The 18510-nt window shown below is 45.4% G+C and carries 14 protein-coding genes; 4 read left to right on the top strand and 10 right to left on the bottom strand.

Going from position 1 to position 18510, the window contains the following annotated elements; translation table 11 throughout:
- Nucleotides 1-5 precede the first annotated feature (5 nt).
- The 7 genes from fdh3B to BSZ04_RS15850 form a co-directional block, all read right to left on the bottom strand.
- Nucleotides 6-614: a formate dehydrogenase FDH3 subunit beta gene (gene fdh3B / locus BSZ04_RS15880; RefSeq protein ID WP_010447906.1), complete on the bottom strand. Its 609-nt coding sequence runs from the start codon at nt 612-614 to the stop codon at nt 6-8.
- Nucleotides 615-625: 11 nt separating this feature from the next.
- Nucleotides 626-3481: a formate dehydrogenase subunit alpha gene (locus BSZ04_RS15875; protein ID WP_088880814.1), complete on the bottom strand. Its 2856-nt coding sequence runs from the start codon at nt 3479-3481 to the stop codon at nt 626-628.
- A 10-nt stretch (nt 3482-3491) separates the two neighbouring features.
- Nucleotides 3492-3692: a twin-arginine translocation signal domain-containing protein gene (locus BSZ04_RS15870; RefSeq protein ID WP_005427585.1), complete on the bottom strand. Its 201-nt coding sequence runs from the start codon at nt 3690-3692 to the stop codon at nt 3492-3494.
- 73 nt (nt 3693-3765) lie between these two features.
- Nucleotides 3766-4398, bottom strand: coding sequence for a TorD/DmsD family molecular chaperone (locus tag BSZ04_RS15865; RefSeq protein ID WP_088880813.1), 633 nt, complete (start codon nt 4396-4398; stop codon nt 3766-3768).
- 9 nt (nt 4399-4407) lie between these two features.
- On the bottom strand, nt 4408-6069 hold the full coding sequence (locus BSZ04_RS15860) for a 4Fe-4S dicluster domain-containing protein (RefSeq protein ID WP_010447895.1): 1662 nt from the start codon (nt 6067-6069) through the stop codon (nt 4408-4410).
- Between the two features lie 310 nt (nt 6070-6379).
- Nucleotides 6380-7003 carry a DUF3306 domain-containing protein gene (locus tag BSZ04_RS15855; RefSeq protein ID WP_088880812.1) on the bottom strand — a complete coding sequence of 208 codons (624 nt, stop codon included), beginning with the start codon at nt 7001-7003 and terminating at the stop codon, nt 6380-6382.
- Nucleotides 6993-7445 carry a DUF3305 domain-containing protein gene (locus tag BSZ04_RS15850; protein ID WP_010447891.1) on the bottom strand — a complete coding sequence of 151 codons (453 nt, stop codon included), beginning with the start codon at nt 7443-7445 and terminating at the stop codon, nt 6993-6995. Before BSZ04_RS15850 ends, BSZ04_RS15855 begins: the two co-directional genes overlap by 11 nt.
- A 329-nt stretch (nt 7446-7774) precedes the next feature.
- On the opposite strand from BSZ04_RS15850, the gene BSZ04_RS15845 reads away from it, so the two are divergent.
- Together BSZ04_RS15845 and BSZ04_RS15840 are read left to right on the top strand one after the other, a co-directional pair.
- Nucleotides 7775-8599 (top strand): formate dehydrogenase accessory sulfurtransferase FdhD, encoded by an 825-nt coding sequence (locus tag BSZ04_RS15845; protein WP_045389713.1) that lies wholly within the window; start codon nt 7775-7777, stop codon nt 8597-8599.
- 114 nt (nt 8600-8713) lie between these two features.
- Entirely contained in the window at nt 8714-10594 is a 1881-nt protein-coding gene (locus BSZ04_RS15840; RefSeq protein ID WP_088880811.1) for a methyl-accepting chemotaxis protein, read from the top strand.
- Between the two features lie 42 nt (nt 10595-10636).
- Here the strand turns inward: BSZ04_RS15840 and BSZ04_RS15835 are convergent, their stop codons facing one another.
- The 3 genes from BSZ04_RS15835 to BSZ04_RS15825 all read right to left on the bottom strand — a co-directional run bounded on the left by BSZ04_RS15835 (nt 10637) and on the right by BSZ04_RS15825 (nt 14831).
- A complete protein-coding gene (locus tag BSZ04_RS15835; RefSeq protein ID WP_088880810.1) occupies nt 10637-12250 on the bottom strand; it encodes a phosphoethanolamine transferase family protein in 1614 nt (537 codons plus the stop codon).
- Nucleotides 12250-13047, bottom strand: coding sequence for a glycerophosphodiester phosphodiesterase family protein (locus tag BSZ04_RS15830; protein ID WP_088880809.1), 798 nt, complete (start codon nt 13045-13047; stop codon nt 12250-12252). Before BSZ04_RS15830 ends, BSZ04_RS15835 begins: the two co-directional genes overlap by 1 nt.
- A 191-nt stretch (nt 13048-13238) precedes the next feature.
- A complete protein-coding gene (locus BSZ04_RS15825; RefSeq protein WP_071236111.1) occupies nt 13239-14831 on the bottom strand; it encodes an ABC-F family ATPase in 1593 nt (530 codons plus the stop codon).
- Between the two features lie 400 nt (nt 14832-15231).
- On the opposite strand from BSZ04_RS15825, the gene BSZ04_RS15820 reads away from it, so the two are divergent.
- On the top strand, nt 15232-17577 hold the full coding sequence (locus tag BSZ04_RS15820) for an ATP-binding protein (RefSeq protein WP_088880808.1): 2346 nt from the start codon (nt 15232-15234) through the stop codon (nt 17575-17577).
- Nucleotides 17578-17579: 2 nt separating this feature from the next.
- Entirely contained in the window at nt 17580-18458 is an 879-nt protein-coding gene (locus tag BSZ04_RS15815; protein ID WP_010448256.1) for a mechanosensitive ion channel family protein, read from the top strand.
- The last annotated feature ends 52 nt before the right edge of the window (nt 18459-18510 follow it).

Here is an 18510-nt window from a genome sequence, read left to right as displayed (position 1 = left end):
CCTACTTAGCTTTTGGTTGCGTCGTAAGAAAGATCGTTACCGTCTGTCCAACCTGCGTTTTTCGCACCGCGCTCAACCACACGTTGACGGAAGATGTCAGATACTTTCTCTGCATCACCCGCTAGCAGTGCTTTTGTTGAACATAGTGACGCACACATAGGTAGCTTACCTTCAGCAATACGGTTCGCACCGTACTTCTCACGCTCTTCTACAGAGCCAGGTTCTGTGTTTGGACCGCCTGCACAGAAAGTACATTTGTCCATTTTGCCACGCTCACCGAAAGATGCTTGTTTCGGGAACTGAGGCGCACCGAATGGACAAGCGAACAGACAGTAACCACAACCGATACAAAGATCTTTGTTGTGAAGAACGATGCCGTCTTCCGTATGCTCGAAACAGTCAGCTGGACAAACTGCCATACAAGGCGCATCTGTACAGTGCATACAAGCAACAGAGATTGAGTTTTCACCTGGTTCACCGTCGTTCAGTGTTACCACGCGACGACGTTGAATACCCCACTCAAGCGCATCATCGTTTTCGTTCTTACATGCAGTAACACAGCCGTTACACTCGATACAGCGTTTGGTGTCACATAGGAATTTCATTCGTGCCATTGTCAGACTCCTTACGCTTTACGAATGTTACATAGGGTTACTTTAGTTTCCTGCATCAAAGTAACAGGGTCGTAACCGTAAGTGGTTGCCGTGTTGGCTGCTTCACCAACAACATAAGGATCCGTACCTTCTGGGTACTTATGGCGTAGATCTTCACCTTCGAACTTACCGCCAAAGTGGAATGGAATGAACGCCAGACCCGGTTTAACACGACGAGTGACCATCGCTTTCACCTTAATGCGACCTTTCTCTGCACCTTCAACCCAAACGTCATCGCCATCTTTGAAGCCAAGATCGTTTGCGTCTTTCGGGTTCACTTCAACGAACATTTCTTGTTGAAGCTCAGCAAGCCATGGGTTTGAACGTGTCTCTTCACCACCACCTTCGTACTCAACCAAGCGACCAGAAGTCAGGATAATTGGGTATTCGCCAGACTTGTCTTCTTTCTGGATAGACTTGTAAAGCGTTGGTACACGGAAGATTGCTTCTTTGTCATCCCAAGTTGGGTAATCCGTTACAAGGTCACGACGTGGTGTGTATAACGGCTCACGGTGTAGCGGTACGCGGTCTGGGAATGTCCAAACAATCGCACGCGCCTTCGCGTTACCAAATGGGATACAACCGTGCTTGATTGCTACGCGTTGGATACCGCCAGACAGGTCAGTTTTCCAGTTTTTACCTTCTGCTGCTGCTTTTTCTTCAGCCGTTAAGTCATCCCACCAACCAAGCTGTTTGATTAGCTTGTCAGAGAACTCTGGGTAACCGTCTTTGATTTCACAGCCTTTAGAGTAGCTGTCTTCAGCAAGCAGGCTTTGACCTTCGAATTCAACACCGAAACGCGTACGGAAGTTACCGCCACCTTCTGCAACCGTCTTAGACGTATCGTACAGAATGTGTGTGCCTGGGTGCTTCATCTCTGGCGTGCCCCAACATGGCCAAGGTAGACCGTAAGTCTCACCATTCACAGTACCACCCTCTGCTTCCAGAGATGTCTTGTGGAATGTGTGCCAGTTTTGTTGGTGCGCTTTTAGACGCTCTGGGCTTTGACCTGTGTAACCGATGGTCCACATGCCTTTGTTGAATTCGCGAGTGATGTCTTCAATCACTGGTTGGTTGTTCTCAACACGGATGTTCTTGAACAGCAGATCTTCATAACCTAGCTTCTTAGTTAGCAGGTACATGATTTCGTGGTCAGGTTTAGATTCGAACAATGGTTCGATAACCTGATCACGCCACTGAATAGAGCGGTTAGAAGCAGTTACACTGCCGTGTGTTTCGAACTGAGTCGTTGCTGGAAGCAGATAAACGCCGTCAGTACGGTCGTTCATTACCGCTGCGACTGTTGGGTATGGGTCAACAATAACCATCATATCCAGCTTCTGCATCGCTTTCTTCATCTCAGGACCACGAGTCTGAGAGTTTACTGCATGACCCCAGTAGAACATTGCACGGATGTTTTCACGTTGACGAATGTTGTCTTTGTTTTCAAGTACACCATCCACCCAACGAGACACAGGAATGCCTGCACTGTTCATTGGTTTTTGACCGCCGTAAGCGTTGTCATCAAAGCGACCTTTTACCCAATCAAAATCGATGTCCCACACTTTCGACCAGTGACGCCATGAACCCTCAGACAGACCATAGTAGCCTGGAAGCGTATCAGACAGTACGCCAAGGTCAGTTGCACCCTGTACGTTATCGTGACCACGGAAGATGTTTGCACCACCTCCCGATTTACCGATGTTACCTAGCGCAAGCTCAAGTACACAGTAAGCACGAGTGTTGTTGTTACCAGTCGTATGCTGAGTACCACCCATACACCAAACGATACAACCCGGACGGTTTTCAGAAAGCAGTTTCGCTGTTTGGTAAACTTCAGATTCAGGAACGCCAGTTACGCGCTCAACTTCTGCTGGTGTCCACTTAGCTACTTCCGCACGGATTTCATCCATACCGAAAACACGCTGACGAATGAACTCTTTGTCTTCCCAGTTGTTCGCAAAGACATGCCATAGCACGCCCCAAATGAACGCAACGTCAGAACCCGGACGTAGAGATACGTAGTGATCCGATTTCGCAGCTGTACGAGTACGACGAGGATCCGCTACAACGATCTTACAGTTGTTCTTCTCTTTCGCGATAAGGATATGCTGCATCGCAACAGGGTGCGCTTCTGCAGGGTTAGAGCCAATGAACAGCATCGACTTACAGTTGTGCATGTCATTGAAAGAGTTGGTCATCGCACCGTAACCCCAAGTGTTTGCCACACCTGCTACGGTTGTTGAGTGACAGATACGAGCTTGGTGGTCAACGTTGTTGGTACCCCAAAGTGACGCCATTTTACGGTATAGGTACGCTTGTTCGTTGTTGTGCTTCGCACTACCCAACCAGTAAACTGAATCTGGACCCGACTCTTTGCGGATGTCCATCACCTTGTTACCGATTTCTTCGATCGCTTGATCCCAAGAAAGCTTCTTCCACTTACCATTTTCAAGCTTCATTGGGTATTTCAGACGACGCTCACCGTGTCCATGCTCGCGCAGTGCTGCACCTTTTGCACAGTGTCCACCAGCGTTGAATGGGTGATCGAATGCAGGCTCTTGACCTGTCCATACGCCATTTTGAACTTCAGCGTAGATACCACAACCTACAGAACAGTGAGAACAGATGGTACGTTTGACCTCTGTTTTCGCTTCTGGATCCACCGATTTAGCTTGCGCTTTCTTCATCATGCCCGGTGCAAAAAGGCTTGCACCTACAACCGCACCACCAGCAGCAAGCGAGGTGTTTTTCATGAATGCACGGCGAGAAACGCCAAGCTGATTGGTTTCTTTGCTCACACTGTCGGAGCGTTTGACAAGTTTCATCCGTTATCTCCTAAAGTGTGTCGTAGTAATCGCGAATGTGTTGAGTTTCACGATACCCTTTCTTCTTCACGTCTTTTTCAGAAGGCTCAACCGTTTCTGAAGCGCTTGCCACTTTTGTTGTACCAGCGACAACCGCACCAGCTACGGCTGCAGTCGTTAAGCCTTTCAGGAGATCCCTACGGCTTGTGTTTATTTCTTTATTATCTTTCATCATTGCTTCCTTACCTTACGGTAGATCTTTGGAGGCTATTGCCCCTCTATCGATATGACCAAGTACTGCTCGATTACTCGTAATCAGTGACGTTTTTCACATCAATTTTTAATTTGTGCTTACTGCTTTTGGTGTTCACGCTAAAGCGCACTTGTTCCAGTGTTAAGAACGCCTCACACAGCTGAGCTGCTGGCTTATAAAAGTTCGAGCTCTCTGCATGTTCTAGTTGCTGAGTGAAAGAGCTAAACCAAGGTGCGATGTGTTTGTTAAACACCGCTTGTTGAAGATCTTCTTCTTCATCCGTTAGCATCGACATTACTTCGCAAAGCGCCGCGATGTGATCTTCAGGCTCTTTCACATTCTCATCACGCTCAAAGCCAAGTAGCTCTAAGTCGCGACGAATTTCTGCCAATGGTTTTTCCATCATTGCACCTGTACGATGCCATGAGCCAAAAGGCATAACTTCACCACGACCGATACCAATGAATAGGTCTTGGTATTCATCTTCTAGTGCTTCGCGGTTGGAATCTTTTGCCGCTTGCTGAAGCGCAATCCATGCTTTTTGCATTGCGCTTTCAGATGGTTCAACTTCTAGAGAAGTTAGAAACTCGATCATCTCTTCACTTGGAGCACTGCGAAAAAGTGCTGACAAAACCAAGTAGATCTCTGTTCTCAGTGTTTGTTCTTGTTCTCGTTGTGTATCCACTGCGAGCTCCTAGTATTTCAGTTGTTTCATTGGGTCTTCTGCCATCGACTCAAACATGTCGATCACACGGCAGTCTTCACACATTGCGATACGATTGATCGCCGCTTCATCTGAGAAATGAGAGTGACCGCGTAACTTGTTTTGTAGCATGTCGATCATAGACTGAGGTGCGAATGGCTTATGACAGCGAATACATTCCGCGGCTTTCTCTTCGTGAATCACAACCGCTTTTTGGCGCTCTTCTTTTACCCAGTTCATTCGAGGCGTCAGAGTCAGCACTTTCTCTGGACACGCCTTTTCACACAAACCACATTGAATACAATCTTGCTCAACGAATTTAAGAGACGGTGATTCACCGTCAGTATGAAGTGCACGTGTTGGACAAACCGCCACACAGCTCATACACAATGTGCAGTCTTTGCTCTCGCAAGAAACATTGCCGTAAGGGGCGTTCGCAGGCAGCTCTACAATGTTCTCAACCGGAATACGAGAAGAAGACATCGCATCCAGCGCAGTAAACAAACGTTGACGCTTGTTACCTTGAAGATCGCCAAGGGCAAGATCGAATGAATCTGTACATAGTGTTGGAGGACCTTCACGAAGCGATTCCAAGTAAAGGATATCGATGGTCTCTTTTGCGATACCAAGTTGATCCAATAGCTCTTGCGCGATACCCACTTCGTTGTTCAGAACACGAATGATGGTTGCAGGCATAAAGCGAGAAGCCGCAAATAGCACTTGCGTCGCGCCATTAACTAGAGCTGCAAACCATGTATCGATACCGATAGAAGGAAGCTCTTCAACCACGATTGGAATCACGTTATCTGGTAGCGCTTTCAGTGCCATCACGTTGTAAGTCTCGTGACGAGAGCTACAGATAAGAACGATAGGATCCAGACCGCCCGCTTGCTCGTAGTTCGCTAGCGTGCGTTCAATGAATTTTTGCGTATCTTCAGGATTAGGTAGCGCGTAATGAATCGCTTCTGTCGGACAAGCCGTTGCACAAGTACCCACGCCCTGACATAGGTATGGGTTAATCTCGATGCGATGGCCTGTTTTATCACTGCCTTCACTTGATAGTGCGCCAGCAGGACAAGCATCGACACAACGCTCACAACCTTTTACGCCACGAGAACTGTGCGCACATAGATCAGTGTCCAGACGGAAGAACTTTGGCTTATCAAACGTCCCCATTAGTGTCGGGATTTCTTCTAGCGCTTCTGCCAGTTTTGGATAACCGCGTCCTACTGGGTAGTAACCCGGAACCGGAACCTCTTCTGACATACAGCTGCTTAGACAAAGATCGAGAACAACATCGAAACAATCACTATTGATAGCGACTTTTGCTAGGTTGCTTGTTAGACCGTTATTTTCGATAAGCACTTCAAACGTACCTAGGAAACCAGAAACTTGAACTGAGTTTGCAAAGTACAGTTCTGGATTGGTGCCTTTCTCTCCGTCTGTAGAAAGAAGTGTCAGGCTGTTCATTTGAGTAAGCTGTGCGGCTGCACTCTCAATGATGGCAGTCGGTCCAACAATCAGTGTATTACCGCCACTCTCGTAGCTCACCGTTGGTGGAATAAGGTTGGTCAACTCTACGGTATTTTCAAACGCATACAGACGCGCTTTACCGTTATTGGAAGTTGCTTGTTCTAATAGTTGTTTCAACATTGCTCAGTTCCATTTATACGCATGGATAGTTTCTTCCATCATTCATTGTAGTTAGCGCAGGCGATTCTGCTGATTAACTCGTCCGTAACTTCCTCTTTTGAGTAGTACCGACCTCGCCATATTTGCCTGTTAAGCAATTAGGCCAAGTTCAACGAAAATGGTAATGAGCAACAGATAGCAAATGTCGTGCCAATTAAATATAAGCTAATTTTCAATAGGTTAGCTATTTATCTTAGAAATTGTAGGGATAAAAAAACCGACTGAGACATTTTGTCTCAACCGGTTCATTGAGTGTTTAGTCAAAATGTACCTATTCTTTGTGTGGTATATTTTGTCCCACCTCTTCTGGGCCTAGTTTTGTCTCTGGAATATCACTTTCATTAGATGCTGTGTTTATATACAGTTCTTTTTGTGCTTCGGGAATTTCGGCACCTTCAGTAAGTTCTGCATCTGCCTCTTCAACATCATTTTGTCCTTTAGATTCAACGAGTTGGGCGTTTTCTTCTGCTAATTCTTCTTCTGTTTTCTCTTTCACCCAATCACGAAGTGTTTCAGCAACCCCTTCAGAAAGCGACTTGAGATTACTGTAGTCATCGTCGTAATCATCCAAACCATCACGAACGTTAAATTCTTCTGATAAGAACATCTTGCGCAGTGCTGCTTTCTTAACGCTCTCTGACGCCTCAGAAACCAATAACTGCGCTACGGACATCTCTTCAGGATTGGTAGTTTCGCTTGATGTATCTTGAGCTTCAGTCTCTTTAGCAGGAGCATCGGCAGCAGATGCTTGCGCTTCAGTGCTTAATTCTTGTTGTGCGTATGCGGTTTCTGGCTCAGTAGATTCAACAGAGTCCACAACCTTAGCCTCTGTAGACTCGGTCGTAGTTTCTTCTAATTTACGTTTCGACCAACGGCTAAAAAAACTAGTTGCCATTTGCTCTACCCGCTCCTTTGCGTTTCTTACGTCTTACTTCTAACAATTCACCGTGGCGACCGATAAAAGCTTCCATCCAAGCTTGAACGGCTAACGGCATATCATTGGATAATACTAGGTTATCGCCATCCATATATTGCGCGGCGACAGTTTGAGATGCCGTAAGCAGTTGAATCGTAGGCGTATCACTAGAGTCGACATTATCCATTACCAAGAAGAGCTTAGGCTGTTGTGAGCTCAGGTTAAATCGGTAATCGGTGCGCTCGTCTTTATGCAGTTGCAGCAAGCACACGTGCTGAGTGTCTTCAGTTGGATTAATTTCAAACCCCGTCAGTTGCCATTGGGTCGTAACCCAAATACCCGTGCTGATTTCATGCTCTACAAGATCCACACCAATCGGCCATGAATCTTCATTTTTCTCGAACTGTTTCTTATCCGACATAACTCACCCAATTTGTTCTGTGTTGGCTTTAAGAAAGAAAAGGACATTTTGTACTTTGCTTTCAACCATTTTAGCGGTACAAAGCAATAAACGCGCCAAACTGAGCTCAACCTTCACTCAGCTCATAAGTTCAAAACTAGTAGAAATTCAAATTAGCACCTGTGTCATCGCTGCGATATCGCAGAATTAATTCAGAATCGTACCAATGCCTCGCAATTTCCAGCACAACGGCTATTTTGGAATGAGAATTGCTTTGTATGTGGCGTTAAGACGAATAGACCCATTTAATGAGAGCGTGTATTGGCTCTCTCATTCATTAGGAAATGACTGTGGTAAAACCAAATATTATTAAAACCAGTGAAAATCCCCTACAGACCATCGAAGTAGAAGTGTTTGACGAATACGGCGAAAAGCTGACTAAGCAGATCGCCTGTGAGCGTCCTCTTACGGTGATGTTGAACTGGAAGGAAGTCGTTACGCTAATGACGCTTGGCTCTCGCCCTGAAGCGCTTGTGTTGGGTTATTTGAAGAACCAGAGCTTCTTGTCTGATCCTGAAGCGATTGAATCGGTCATTATTGACTGGGAAACGCACTCAGCTGCAGTTATCACCAAAGAAAATACCGAACACCTAGAAGGCGCGCTGAAGAAGAAGACTGTGACATCTGGCTGTGGTCAAGGCACTATGTACGGCAACGTGATGAAGCAGCTTGAAGATTACCAAGTGCCGCAAGTGCCGTTGAAACAATCTGAAATCTACGCGGCGCTTGAAGCGTTGACGCATTACAACGATACCTACAAAAAAGCAGGTGCGGTGCATGGCTGTGCGGTATGTAAAGGCAATGAAGTGCTGTCTTTTGTGGAAGATGTTGGTCGTCACAACGCGGTTGATACGCTAGCAGGTGAAATGTGGCTTAATCAAGAAACCGGTGAAGATAAGATTTTCTACACAACAGGTCGCCTTACATCAGAGATGGTGATTAAAGTAGCGCAGATGGGTATCCCTGTCCTGCTTTCTCGTTCAGGTGTGACTCAAATGGGGTTGGATCTGGCGAAAAAGTTTGGCATTACTACTATCGCTCGTGCGAAAGGCTTACGCTTCCAAGTCTTTACCGGAGCAGAGAAGATTGAGTTCGACGTAAAGGGTAACTCGTAACGGCTCTATCACTCAGACTTGCAATACACCTCCAATATACTATTAGTTTTATATATGACATCTCATTATGAATTGCGGTGCATAAATTAAACGTCAATAGCTAGGGAGGTGTCCATGCCAGGGTCACCAATACTTGAACGACTTACCAATCTATCCATCCGAGCAAAACTTACATCCATTATTGTCATTCTTCTCATAGGCATTTCTGGATACGCCTATATTGAGCAAGCGAGCTTTGAAAGACTTGATTCCCTGAGGCACGCAATCGAGGTTAATCAGCTCAGCGAAATAGAACTCCTCACCCTACGCAGGCATGAAAAAGACTTTCTTGCTCGTCATGATCCCAAATACCTTTCAAGATTTAGTAAAACCTTTCAAGAGCTCGAGGTGTCACTGGATGAACTGAATACGTTTATCACACAAAATGCACCGCAATACAATTCAACTATCCAAGAAGCTCAAAGCCGTATTTTTGAGTATCAACGACAATTCAAAGAGCTGAGTAACGAAGTAACAAAACTCTACACACCAAACGGCTTTTATGCACAGCTGGCAACAGCACGCGAAGAGCTAAAGAGAGCGACAATAGACACACACAGCGCACAAGCAAAAATCGCCTACTTAGAGTTAGTTGAGTTGGATTATCAATATCTTTCCCAGCCATCTATGAACCTTGGCCAGCGTCTCATTTCAAAAGCCTCGGATTTAGTTAATATAGAAGCCGTGACTTTCCCTTCTCTTGAACACTCTTCACGCCTCTATTTATCTTCCCTAACATCTTTAGTCTCAAGTTTTGAGCGTATTGGCTACACCCCTAGTCTAGGTTTCAGTGGGGCATTAAGAAGTAATGTCCACCTCTTAGAACAACAGCTATTTGATCTACAAAAGAACATTGAAGTGATGGCCAAAAATGCGCAACAAGAAGTTCAGTTCCAACTTCATATAATTGGAGCGTTCATCGCACTGTTCGTATCGACATTGCTTATCTTACTATCTGTGACCATATCGAGACGCTTGAATGCAATCACACATATGATGAACAACATTTCATCAGGTGATGGTGATTTAACCGTAAGAATGGAAGCGAGAGGCAAAGATGAGTTGGGACAATTGGCTCAGTCCTTTGACTTCTTCATAGAAAAAATACACAAAAATATGATTGAGCTCGCTGCAGTGCTGGAAATTCTTAAAGTAAGTGCTTCAACGTGTAAGCACAGCGCAGACAAGAGCATGAATAATAGCCAATTGCAAAAGGTCGAAGCGGAGTCTGTCGCAACGGCGGTCAATGAGTTGGTGATGACGAGTAATGAGATCAACAACAATATCGATGCTGCGGCGCAAACAGCAAGCGAAGTTCGTCGTAGTGCAATAGAAACACTTTCTTTAACTGAGCAATCGAAACAGAGCACCACAACCCTAATGGAGCATATCCATGCCTCCAAATCTACCGTTGAAGATTTGGAAGGCCAGAGCCAAGAGATCAACCATATCGTCTCCTCTATTCAGCGTATTGCAGAACAAACAAACTTACTCGCACTTAATGCGGCTATTGAAGCAGCGCGAGCTGGTGATAGTGGACGAGGATTCGCAGTCGTGGCCGATGAAGTAAGACAATTGGCAATACTTACCAATGATTCGACCCATCAAATTGAAACCACGATTAGTCAGCTTGGCATGGGTGTGCAACAAGCCGTAAACATGATGCAAACCAGTTTCGAGCAAGCCGAAGAAACCAATTCGATCAGTTCAAAAGCTCAAGGCTCAATAGAGTCAATCACTACGCAAGTGGATACCTTATTCGATATGAATTCCCAAATATCCGCTGCATCCGAAGAGCAAAGCACAGTGTCTAGTGAGATTGACCGTAATATTACCCAAATCGCGGTACTAGCCAGTGAGACCCATCAACTCGTTGCCCAATCTTCTACGTCGAGTAACGAGGTTGAGAGCGTAAGTTCAAGATTACAGACGCTACTTGGTCAATTTAAGTATTAATGGAAAAAGCATAGCTACGGGGAAGTTCAGCGCTTCCCCGTTCTATTTACTTAGCGCCAGTTGACTACTGTTCAGTTCAGCTTTCCTTTGCTTACGCACTGCCATATTTGAATCCATATACACGATAAAATCGTTGTTAACACTCTTCCCACAATATTCTTCTGATAGCTCTTCCGTGGTGATCCCTGACCAACTAGAGAAGAAACACTCAAAGTAAAACAGAGAAAGTGGTCGATGATTAATATCAGGTATATTTCGATTTCCCGTGAAGAAAAATGGTACGTATAGAGACTCGATATCCGGTGGAGTTCTGACGTCGTGTTTAAGCGGTAAAGCTCCGTGAGGAGAACCAAGCCCATGATCGGAGAAAAAGACATATTCTCCGCCCGCTTTTTTCACCATCTCAATGATCTCAGCCTGCAAAAAATCAGTGTACAAAACACTGTTGTCGTATTGGTCGAGTCTCTTTTCTCCTGAGCTAAACAAATCAAATTCCGCAGGGTAGCGATCGGAGAAGTTCATATGAGAGCCATAGAAATGTAGGATAATCAATTTACGTTCTGAGCGTTGTTCAAGTGCTGCGGACAGTTGTGCGATGAGGACATCATCATACAGAGCTCCTCCTTCTTCTTTTGAAGCAAAATATTGGGTGTCCGCTTGCTGAGCGAGTGTTGAGATTGAAAAGTCCCACTGACCGAATTGTGCTTGATTCGACAACCAGAAAGTTTGATAACCTGCCGCCTTCGCAAGAAGAATAATTGATTGTGAGAAGTTAGGCATATTGCCAGTTTTCGTCAGCATCGCAGGTATCGCCCCCCACGTATTACTCCCTGCCGCATACGGTTGATTAACGACCGTCAACTGGCTCTTAATAGCATCGAGTTTTGGGGTGGTCTTTCTCTCATACCCATACAAACTCATGTTACCAGCTCTAAGAGACTCTCCTATACCAATAACAAGAACGTTTGCCGCCTCTGTTGATGCTTCTACATTCGTCCACGTCGCAGCATTATCGGTTTGCAGTGTCATCAGGCTTACAGAGTCTTTTATAGCAATCACGCTTTGAAAGGTCGGAAAACGCAAAGACAGTTTATGTATGGTGTATTCAGCTGCGGTATAAGAATACGAGTATCCGCGCGCCGTACCTTTATTGATATAGTCCGCAAATTCATTGCCGCTATATACCTTGGGTATCTGAACAAGAAAAGGTAATAACAGGTATATCGAACCAGCATAGAGAGAGCATCGCCACCATTTGCTTGCCGTTATAGAGGAGCTAAGTAACGCGAGCACGATAACCCAAAGCGTAGTACTTAGCATTTCCCACCCATGCTCAGCGACGAAGCTCGCAGACTCTTCAGTTGGTGCATTGAACACGCTAAAGATCGTACTAATCGAAAGTGGCGCTTGGTAGGCCAAGTGTGTAAAAAACACGATACCTAGGAAAAGCACAACCAACCATTTCAACGGCTTAAAGACGTTTAATGTCACCACTAAACCAAAGAGCAATAAGGATTGAAATAGTACGTGTATCAGCGCCTTGACAGTCGAGACGTGAAACTTATCGATATTCGTTACGTAGGCGAAAGTGATGCACGCAACCATGACGACGACGCATACAAGAGACTGTGAGCGAACCGAACGAGATGAACTCATTACTCACCTCCTTGTTGGTGACAATAAGAAAACTGCGAATATATGGGGATATCGGTTAAAACAACCTTAATGTTAGGGTGCTCAATTTCCCTTATCGCCATTGGCTGATTAACGGTGAACAGTAAAGTAGGGATATCAGAGAAAGCAATACGAAATCGGTCCGTGTAATAGTTGATGTCGGTAGAGACTGCTGTAAACCAACCCAACCAATACTTAATATGCGTTTTGACCGCATAGATAAAGTACCGCCAGTCACTGATGTCATCATTCAAGTTTAACCAATAACTCGTGTTGAAGCCTTGGGTTGTAAATGCAGAAAGCGCGTGTTCGTTCACCGATTCGATGACGATTTGTCTCCGGCTAATATTGGGGTCAGCAAGACTAACCAAATGATCTAAAGCACTGTTACGTTCATCGAGATCGAGTTGAGAGAGATTTTTAAAGTCCAACCAATATTGTGTAGAGCCTCCAAACGTGACAAATACCCACTCTAAAGTCAGTTCTATCTCTTTAGGCTCTGGGTCGTGTTTTACCAAAAAGCGCTGCTGTGCCACATCGTAGAACACATCAATTTCAATACCTTTCGCTCCCGCTTTCAACGCTTCATTAAACGCTGGAATGGTATTTTCTTCCGCTCTTGTCGTAAGACCTCTATGCGCCCAAACTTCTGTACAACTTTGCCAGTACATTTGTGCTTGAGATGTAGAAAAAGCGAACCATGCAAGCATTGGCACAAAGCATGTCAACAGCACGAAACCAAAGGCTATTACTTTCAAGCTTGTTCTATAATCCGGCATATATTCTCGTCCCTATTCTCATTTTGAATTTCAAAATACGAGAAAGCTCGAAGATTCGCTTTCTAAGTTCTCCTTTGCACAATATGTACCTGTTTCAATATTCCGTTCTTGGGAACATAAAAAAGCCCCAAGCATTAGGCATGCTTGGGGCTTTTTATCTTTAGACTTTCTATTTTTGGGCAATAAGAGCGTTAGCCTTCAATGCCGCGAGATTTTAGGAACTCGGAGTAAGTACCTTTAAAATCTGTGATTTTGCCGTCACGGATTTCGATGATACGTGTCGCTAGCGAGTCTACGAATACACGGTCGTGCGATACGAAGAACAATGTGCCCTTGTACTGCTCTAGTGCCGTGTTCAAAGATTCGATCGATTCCATGTCCATGTGGTTGGTTGGTTCGTCCATTAGCAGCATGTTTGGCTTGTGCATCATTAGCTTACCAAGCAGCATACGACCTTGCTCACCACCAGACAGTACTTTTACTGACTTCTTGATGTCATCTTGACCAAACAGCATACGACCTAGGAAACTACGAACCACTTGCTCGTCATCGCCTTCTTGACGCCATTGACCCATCCAATCAGTTAGGTTTAGGTCTTCTTCGAAGTCGTGTGCGTGGTCTTGCGCGTAGTAACCGATGTTCGCGTTTTCAGACCATTTGAACTCACCAGTACGTGGTTCTAGTACACCAGCAAGTGTGTTCAGTAGGGTTGTTTTACCCACACCGTTCTCACCGATGATTGCAACGCGCTCACCGACTTCAAAAATTGCATTGAAGTTAGCAAATAGGTCTTCTTCAAAACCTTGGCTTAGGTTTTCAACAATCAGAGCGTTACGGAATAGCTCTTTAGACTGTTCAAAACGAATGAATGGGTTTTGACGGCTAGACGCTTTCACTTCGTCCAGTTTGATCTTGTCGATTTGCTTCGCACGAGATGTTGCTTGTTTTGCTTTCGATGCGTTTGCAGAGAAACGTGCAACGAACGTTTGTAGCTCAGCGATTTGTGCTTTCTTCTTCGCGTTGTCGTTTAGTAGACGCTCACGAGCTTGAGAAGCCGCTGTCATGTACTCATCGTAGTTGCCTGGGTAAACACGTAGCTCACCGTAATCCAAGTCTGCCATGTGCGTACATACTGAGTTTAGGAAGTGGCGGTCGTGCGAGATGATGATCATTGTGCAGTTACGCGCGTTTAGCGTGTCTTCCAACCAGCGGATAGTGTCCATATCCAAGTTGTTGGTTGGTTCGTCAAGAAGCATTACGTCTGGGTCTGCGAATAGAACCTGAGCTAGAAGCACACGAAGTTTCCAACCCGGTGCAACTTCACTCATTAGACCGAAGTGTTGCTCCATTGGAATACCCACAGCAAGAAGAAGCTCACCCGCTTTCGCTTCTGCCATGTAACCGTCCATTTCCGCGAACTGAACTTCTAGGTCAGCCACTTTCATGCCGTCTTCTTCGCTCATTTCAGCAAGTGAGTAGATGCGGTCACGCTCTTGCTTCACTTCCCATAGCTCTTTATGACCCATGATTACTGTATCGATTACAGTGAATTCTTCGTACGCGAACTGATCCTGGTTCAGTTTTGCAACGCGCTCGTTTGGATCGTAGCTTACGTTACCGCTTGTTTGTTCAAGCTCACCGCTCAGGATTTTCATAAAGGTTGATTTACCACAACCGTTAGCCCCGATTAAGCCGTAGCGGTTACCTTCGCCGAACTTAACTGAGATGTTTTCAAATAGCGGCTTAGCGCCAAATTGTTGAGTAATATTCGCTGTGGAAATCAAAACCTTTACCTTAGCAATTCAAGTTTATTAGGAAAAACCGCGCAACGTTACTGCTTAAGGCTACACACTTCAAGTTTTGTTTTTATTAATTAATGAGAAAAAGCATTCTTTAGCAGGCTGTTTTTTGAGATTTGGCTAACATAAACCTTGCTACTAATAAGCGCTCCTACCCTAACCGACTCAAATCTGAGACATAAATTCGTCATGACCAAGCATTGACATACTCCATGAAATTAGGTTTATAGTGCGTCCCCTTTTATCAATTCCGTACGCTATGCCTTTTTTAAGCATCAGTTTATCAAGGGAAATCGCAACATCGTGCACGGTCATTGGGTAAAACTCGCATATCGCGATAAAGCAACTACACTAACTCTAACCTTCTAAGTTTTAAGAGAATTTTATGCATTTCATGGCGCGCATTTTAATGCTAGTCGGTCTCGTGCTTTCTTTACCTGCTCAAGCTGAGTGGGAGTACGAATTTCAGCCTGAGCCTCAAGTCTTGCCTGTAGCGCAAGAGATCACTCAGGAGATCAACAAGCTGCCAGAACCTTTGTTTATGTCGGACCAAGACAAACGTAAGGTCAACCAACTGCTCAACGCAGTAATGAGTGAGCAGCGCAAACAAACCCGTATCTTTGATCAACATTTAAATACCTACCGAGAGTCTGGTGAAGATAAAGAATGGTTTGATACGCAATCAAGTCATTTAACACTTAACAGCCTAGGGCAAAGTAAAGAACGTTTGTTGGAACTGACCGATCCCATCACACACGACAAGCTTACTGGCTTTGGCCCGTACGGTGTGACTCAATTCAAGCAAGAGTGGCACCAAACCCAGTTAAATGCTGAATACTTACTGTTCTTCCAAATTCGCTCGTTCCAATCACTGATTAAAGAGATTTTGATATCGCCTATCCCAGTCGTATGGGCTGGCATCAAAGTGCTGTTCATCTATTTTGGTTTGGTATGGTGGTTAACCAACAGCAAGCGCATCATTACTCTGTTCCGTGAAACACAGTTGGACAACGTTACCACGCCGCCGATCTGGGTACGTTTGATTTGGTATATCAGTCGTGCGCACAGAGCAATTGCTTGGTTGATTGCTATTACGCTATCTCTGCGGGTGCTATCAGAAACCCCTAGCTTGCAGCACCTGATTATTCTCGAAATATTCACTTGGTGGGTTCTAGGCGGATCTATTGCTATTAGCTTTATCTTGGAGTTTGCTTACCGCAACAGTCGCAGTACTAACCAAGAGGTGATTGCCCTACGTCTTTCGACCATTCGTCGTTACGTGTGGAGCGCCATTGTTGCCGGAGTGATTCTGCAAATCTCTATGCGAACGCTCGGGAAAGGCACCATCTACTCTTGGATCTACAGTGCGTTGTTCTTCTGGTTTGTATTGGTGACGCTGTCTGTATTGCGACTATGGCGCAATAAAGTGTTTGAAGTTGCGGAGAAACTATCTGAAAGACCAGTGTGGGTAAACTGGGCAATTCGCCGCAAAGATACCATTCTACTGAGCATCGTCGGCACGGCCATCGCTGCCACATGGATAATGCTACACAGCTTTAAGCATCGTATTGTGGCAATGCTGTCTAACTACACCATGTTTAGCCAAGCTTTAGCGTACTTATTCCGTATCGAAGTGGCAAAACAAACGGGTAATAATGGTGCTGACACCAACCTTGTGCGAGTAAAAGGTGACCAAGCGTTTGATTATGTCCTACCAGGCTGTGAAGACAGTGAATTGGTAGAATACGCTGCTGATGAGCTTAAGCAGTTGTCCAAATACCTACTGACAGACAGCCCTGCGGTTTGCGTTATTTCCGGAGAACGTGGTGTCGGTACAACGACCTTCCTACGCACTATGTTGAGCAAAGTAAAGAATGCCGAGCCGCTTTATCTAAACTGCCCATACGCAGGTTACAGTGAGCTACTGAAAGAACTGGCTCTGCAACTGGGATTAGAAGAGGACGCGTCCGAGATTCAGGTTCTTGCCCATCTACGTAAGAGTGATACGCCTTACCTTATCGCCGTCGATAACGCCCAACGCTTAGTTAAACCAATGGTGGGCGGTTTAGGTGGTTTAATTAAGCTGACTAACCTACTTCGTCGCTCTAAGAAGAATCACCGCGTTGTGATGGCGATTGAGAAAGCGAGCTGGCGTTTTGTCGACCGTGCTCGTGGCGAACGTTTGCTGTTTGACTGGGTGGCATTTATGCCGCGGTGGAGCGAGAAACAGCTGTCTGCACTGTTTGATACGCGTATTAACCAGGAAGTTGAAAATCCTGTAACGTTTGACGGCCTTGTTGTGCCAAAGCAATGGGATCAGGAAGACATCACCGAAGAAGAACGTGCTAAGCAAGGTTTCTACCGTATTCTGTGGCATTACTCAGATGGTAACCCAACCGTTGGCCTGCGCTTCTTCCGCTTGTCTCTCCGTCAGGATAAAGAGACTCAGCAAGTGGTGGTTCGATTATTCCATGCGCCAGAGTCGCAAGAGCTGGAGAAAATGCCGAAGCCTATGCTGGCAGTGCTGCGTTCTATTGTTCAGCTTGAGGTGGCGTCGCCGGAAGAACTGTCTGAGTGTACGCAGCTGAGTATTGCAGAAGTTATCGGTACTCTGCGCTACTTCCAAAGCCGCGGTTTTATCGAGTGGAGTGAAGACAAAGCTCGCGTGTCGGATCACTGGTTCCGCCACATTACCAACGTTCTCGACCGTCAACATTTATTGGTGAAATAACGATGAAAAAACTACTCACCGTATTGGCTCTTTCTCTACTAAGTACCTCTGTATTTGCGAGTGAAGAAATCGCAAGTGTGGATAACATTTCACAAATTGCCAGTTTAATTCGCTGGAGTGGTGTGTTCTTCTCAATCATTGTCATCGCCTGCACTTGGCTACTGCTCAAGTTTATGAGCTCGATGGTAGAGAGTATTGGTAGCCAGTTCGTCCAGTACAGAATGATGCTCCAAAAGCTACAGTCATTCTTGCAGTTCTTCATTTACTTAACGGCAGGCTCTGTCGTGTTTATGATGAGCTTTCGTATCAACGATCAAATCCTTGCGCTAATTGGTGGTACGTTAGCGGTCTCGGTTGGTTTCGCCATGAAAGACTTAGCGGCATCCTTTATTGCTGGTATGACCGTTATGGTTGACCGACCATTCCAAGTTGGTGACCGCGTCACCTTTGAGGGAAACTACGGCGACATTATTGCAATTGGTCTACGCTCCGTTCGTATGCGTACTCTTACCGATGACATCATTACCATTCCAAACAACAAGTTCTTGAGTGAAGTGGTGGTCAGCGGAAACTATGGTGCGCTGGATATGCAGGTGGTGATTCCGTTCTATGTCGGCATGAATGAAGACATTACCTTAGCACGTGACTTGATTCAGGAAGCAGCATCTTCAAGCCGTTATATCCACCTACCGAAACCAGTAACGGTTTTGGTGAAGCAGACCATTACGGATAACTACCTAGCGATTCAGCTTACATGTAAAGCTTACGTGGTAGATACCGCTTATGAGAAATTGTTTGAGACCGACATTACGTTACGTGTAATGAAGGAGTTTAAGAAACATAGTATCAACCCACCCAAAATTGCGGTGCATACGGGTTAATTCGACGTCCTGCTTTAGCAGTTAAAAAAGAAGCAGATACTAAAAAGGGTCA

The sequence above is a fragment of the Vibrio rotiferianus genome (genome assembly GCF_002214395.1).
Taxonomy (GTDB): domain Bacteria; phylum Pseudomonadota; class Gammaproteobacteria; order Enterobacterales; family Vibrionaceae; genus Vibrio; species Vibrio rotiferianus.
This window is presented reverse-complemented; position numbering and strand designations above follow the sequence as displayed.

Coding starts and splice junctions, on each gene's coding strand:
- BSZ04_RS15855 (WP_088880812.1), bottom strand. CDS start 7,003: ATGGCAACTAGTTTTTTTAGCCGTTGGTCGAAACGTAAATTAGAAGAA.
- BSZ04_RS15840 (WP_088880811.1), top strand. CDS start 8,714: ATGCCAGGGTCACCAATACTTGAACGACTTACCAATCTATCCATCCGA.
- BSZ04_RS15815 (WP_010448256.1), top strand. CDS start 17,580: ATGAAAAAACTACTCACCGTATTGGCTCTTTCTCTACTAAGTACCTCT.
- BSZ04_RS15870 (WP_005427585.1), bottom strand. CDS start 3,692: ATGAAAGATAATAAAGAAATAAACACAAGCCGTAGGGATCTCCTGAAA.
- BSZ04_RS15835 (WP_088880810.1), bottom strand. CDS start 12,250: ATGAGTTCATCTCGTTCGGTTCGCTCACAGTCTCTTGTATGCGTCGTC.
- fdh3B (WP_010447906.1), bottom strand. CDS start 614: ATGGCACGAATGAAATTCCTATGTGACACCAAACGCTGTATCGAGTGT.
- BSZ04_RS15820 (WP_088880808.1), top strand. CDS start 15,232: ATGCATTTCATGGCGCGCATTTTAATGCTAGTCGGTCTCGTGCTTTCT.
- BSZ04_RS15875 (WP_088880814.1), bottom strand. CDS start 3,481: ATGAAACTTGTCAAACGCTCCGACAGTGTGAGCAAAGAAACCAATCAG.
- BSZ04_RS15830 (WP_088880809.1), bottom strand. CDS start 13,047: ATGCCGGATTATAGAACAAGCTTGAAAGTAATAGCCTTTGGTTTCGTG.
- BSZ04_RS15850 (WP_010447891.1), bottom strand. CDS start 7,445: ATGTCGGATAAGAAACAGTTCGAGAAAAATGAAGATTCATGGCCGATT.
- BSZ04_RS15860 (WP_010447895.1), bottom strand. CDS start 6,069: ATGTTGAAACAACTATTAGAACAAGCAACTTCCAATAACGGTAAAGCG.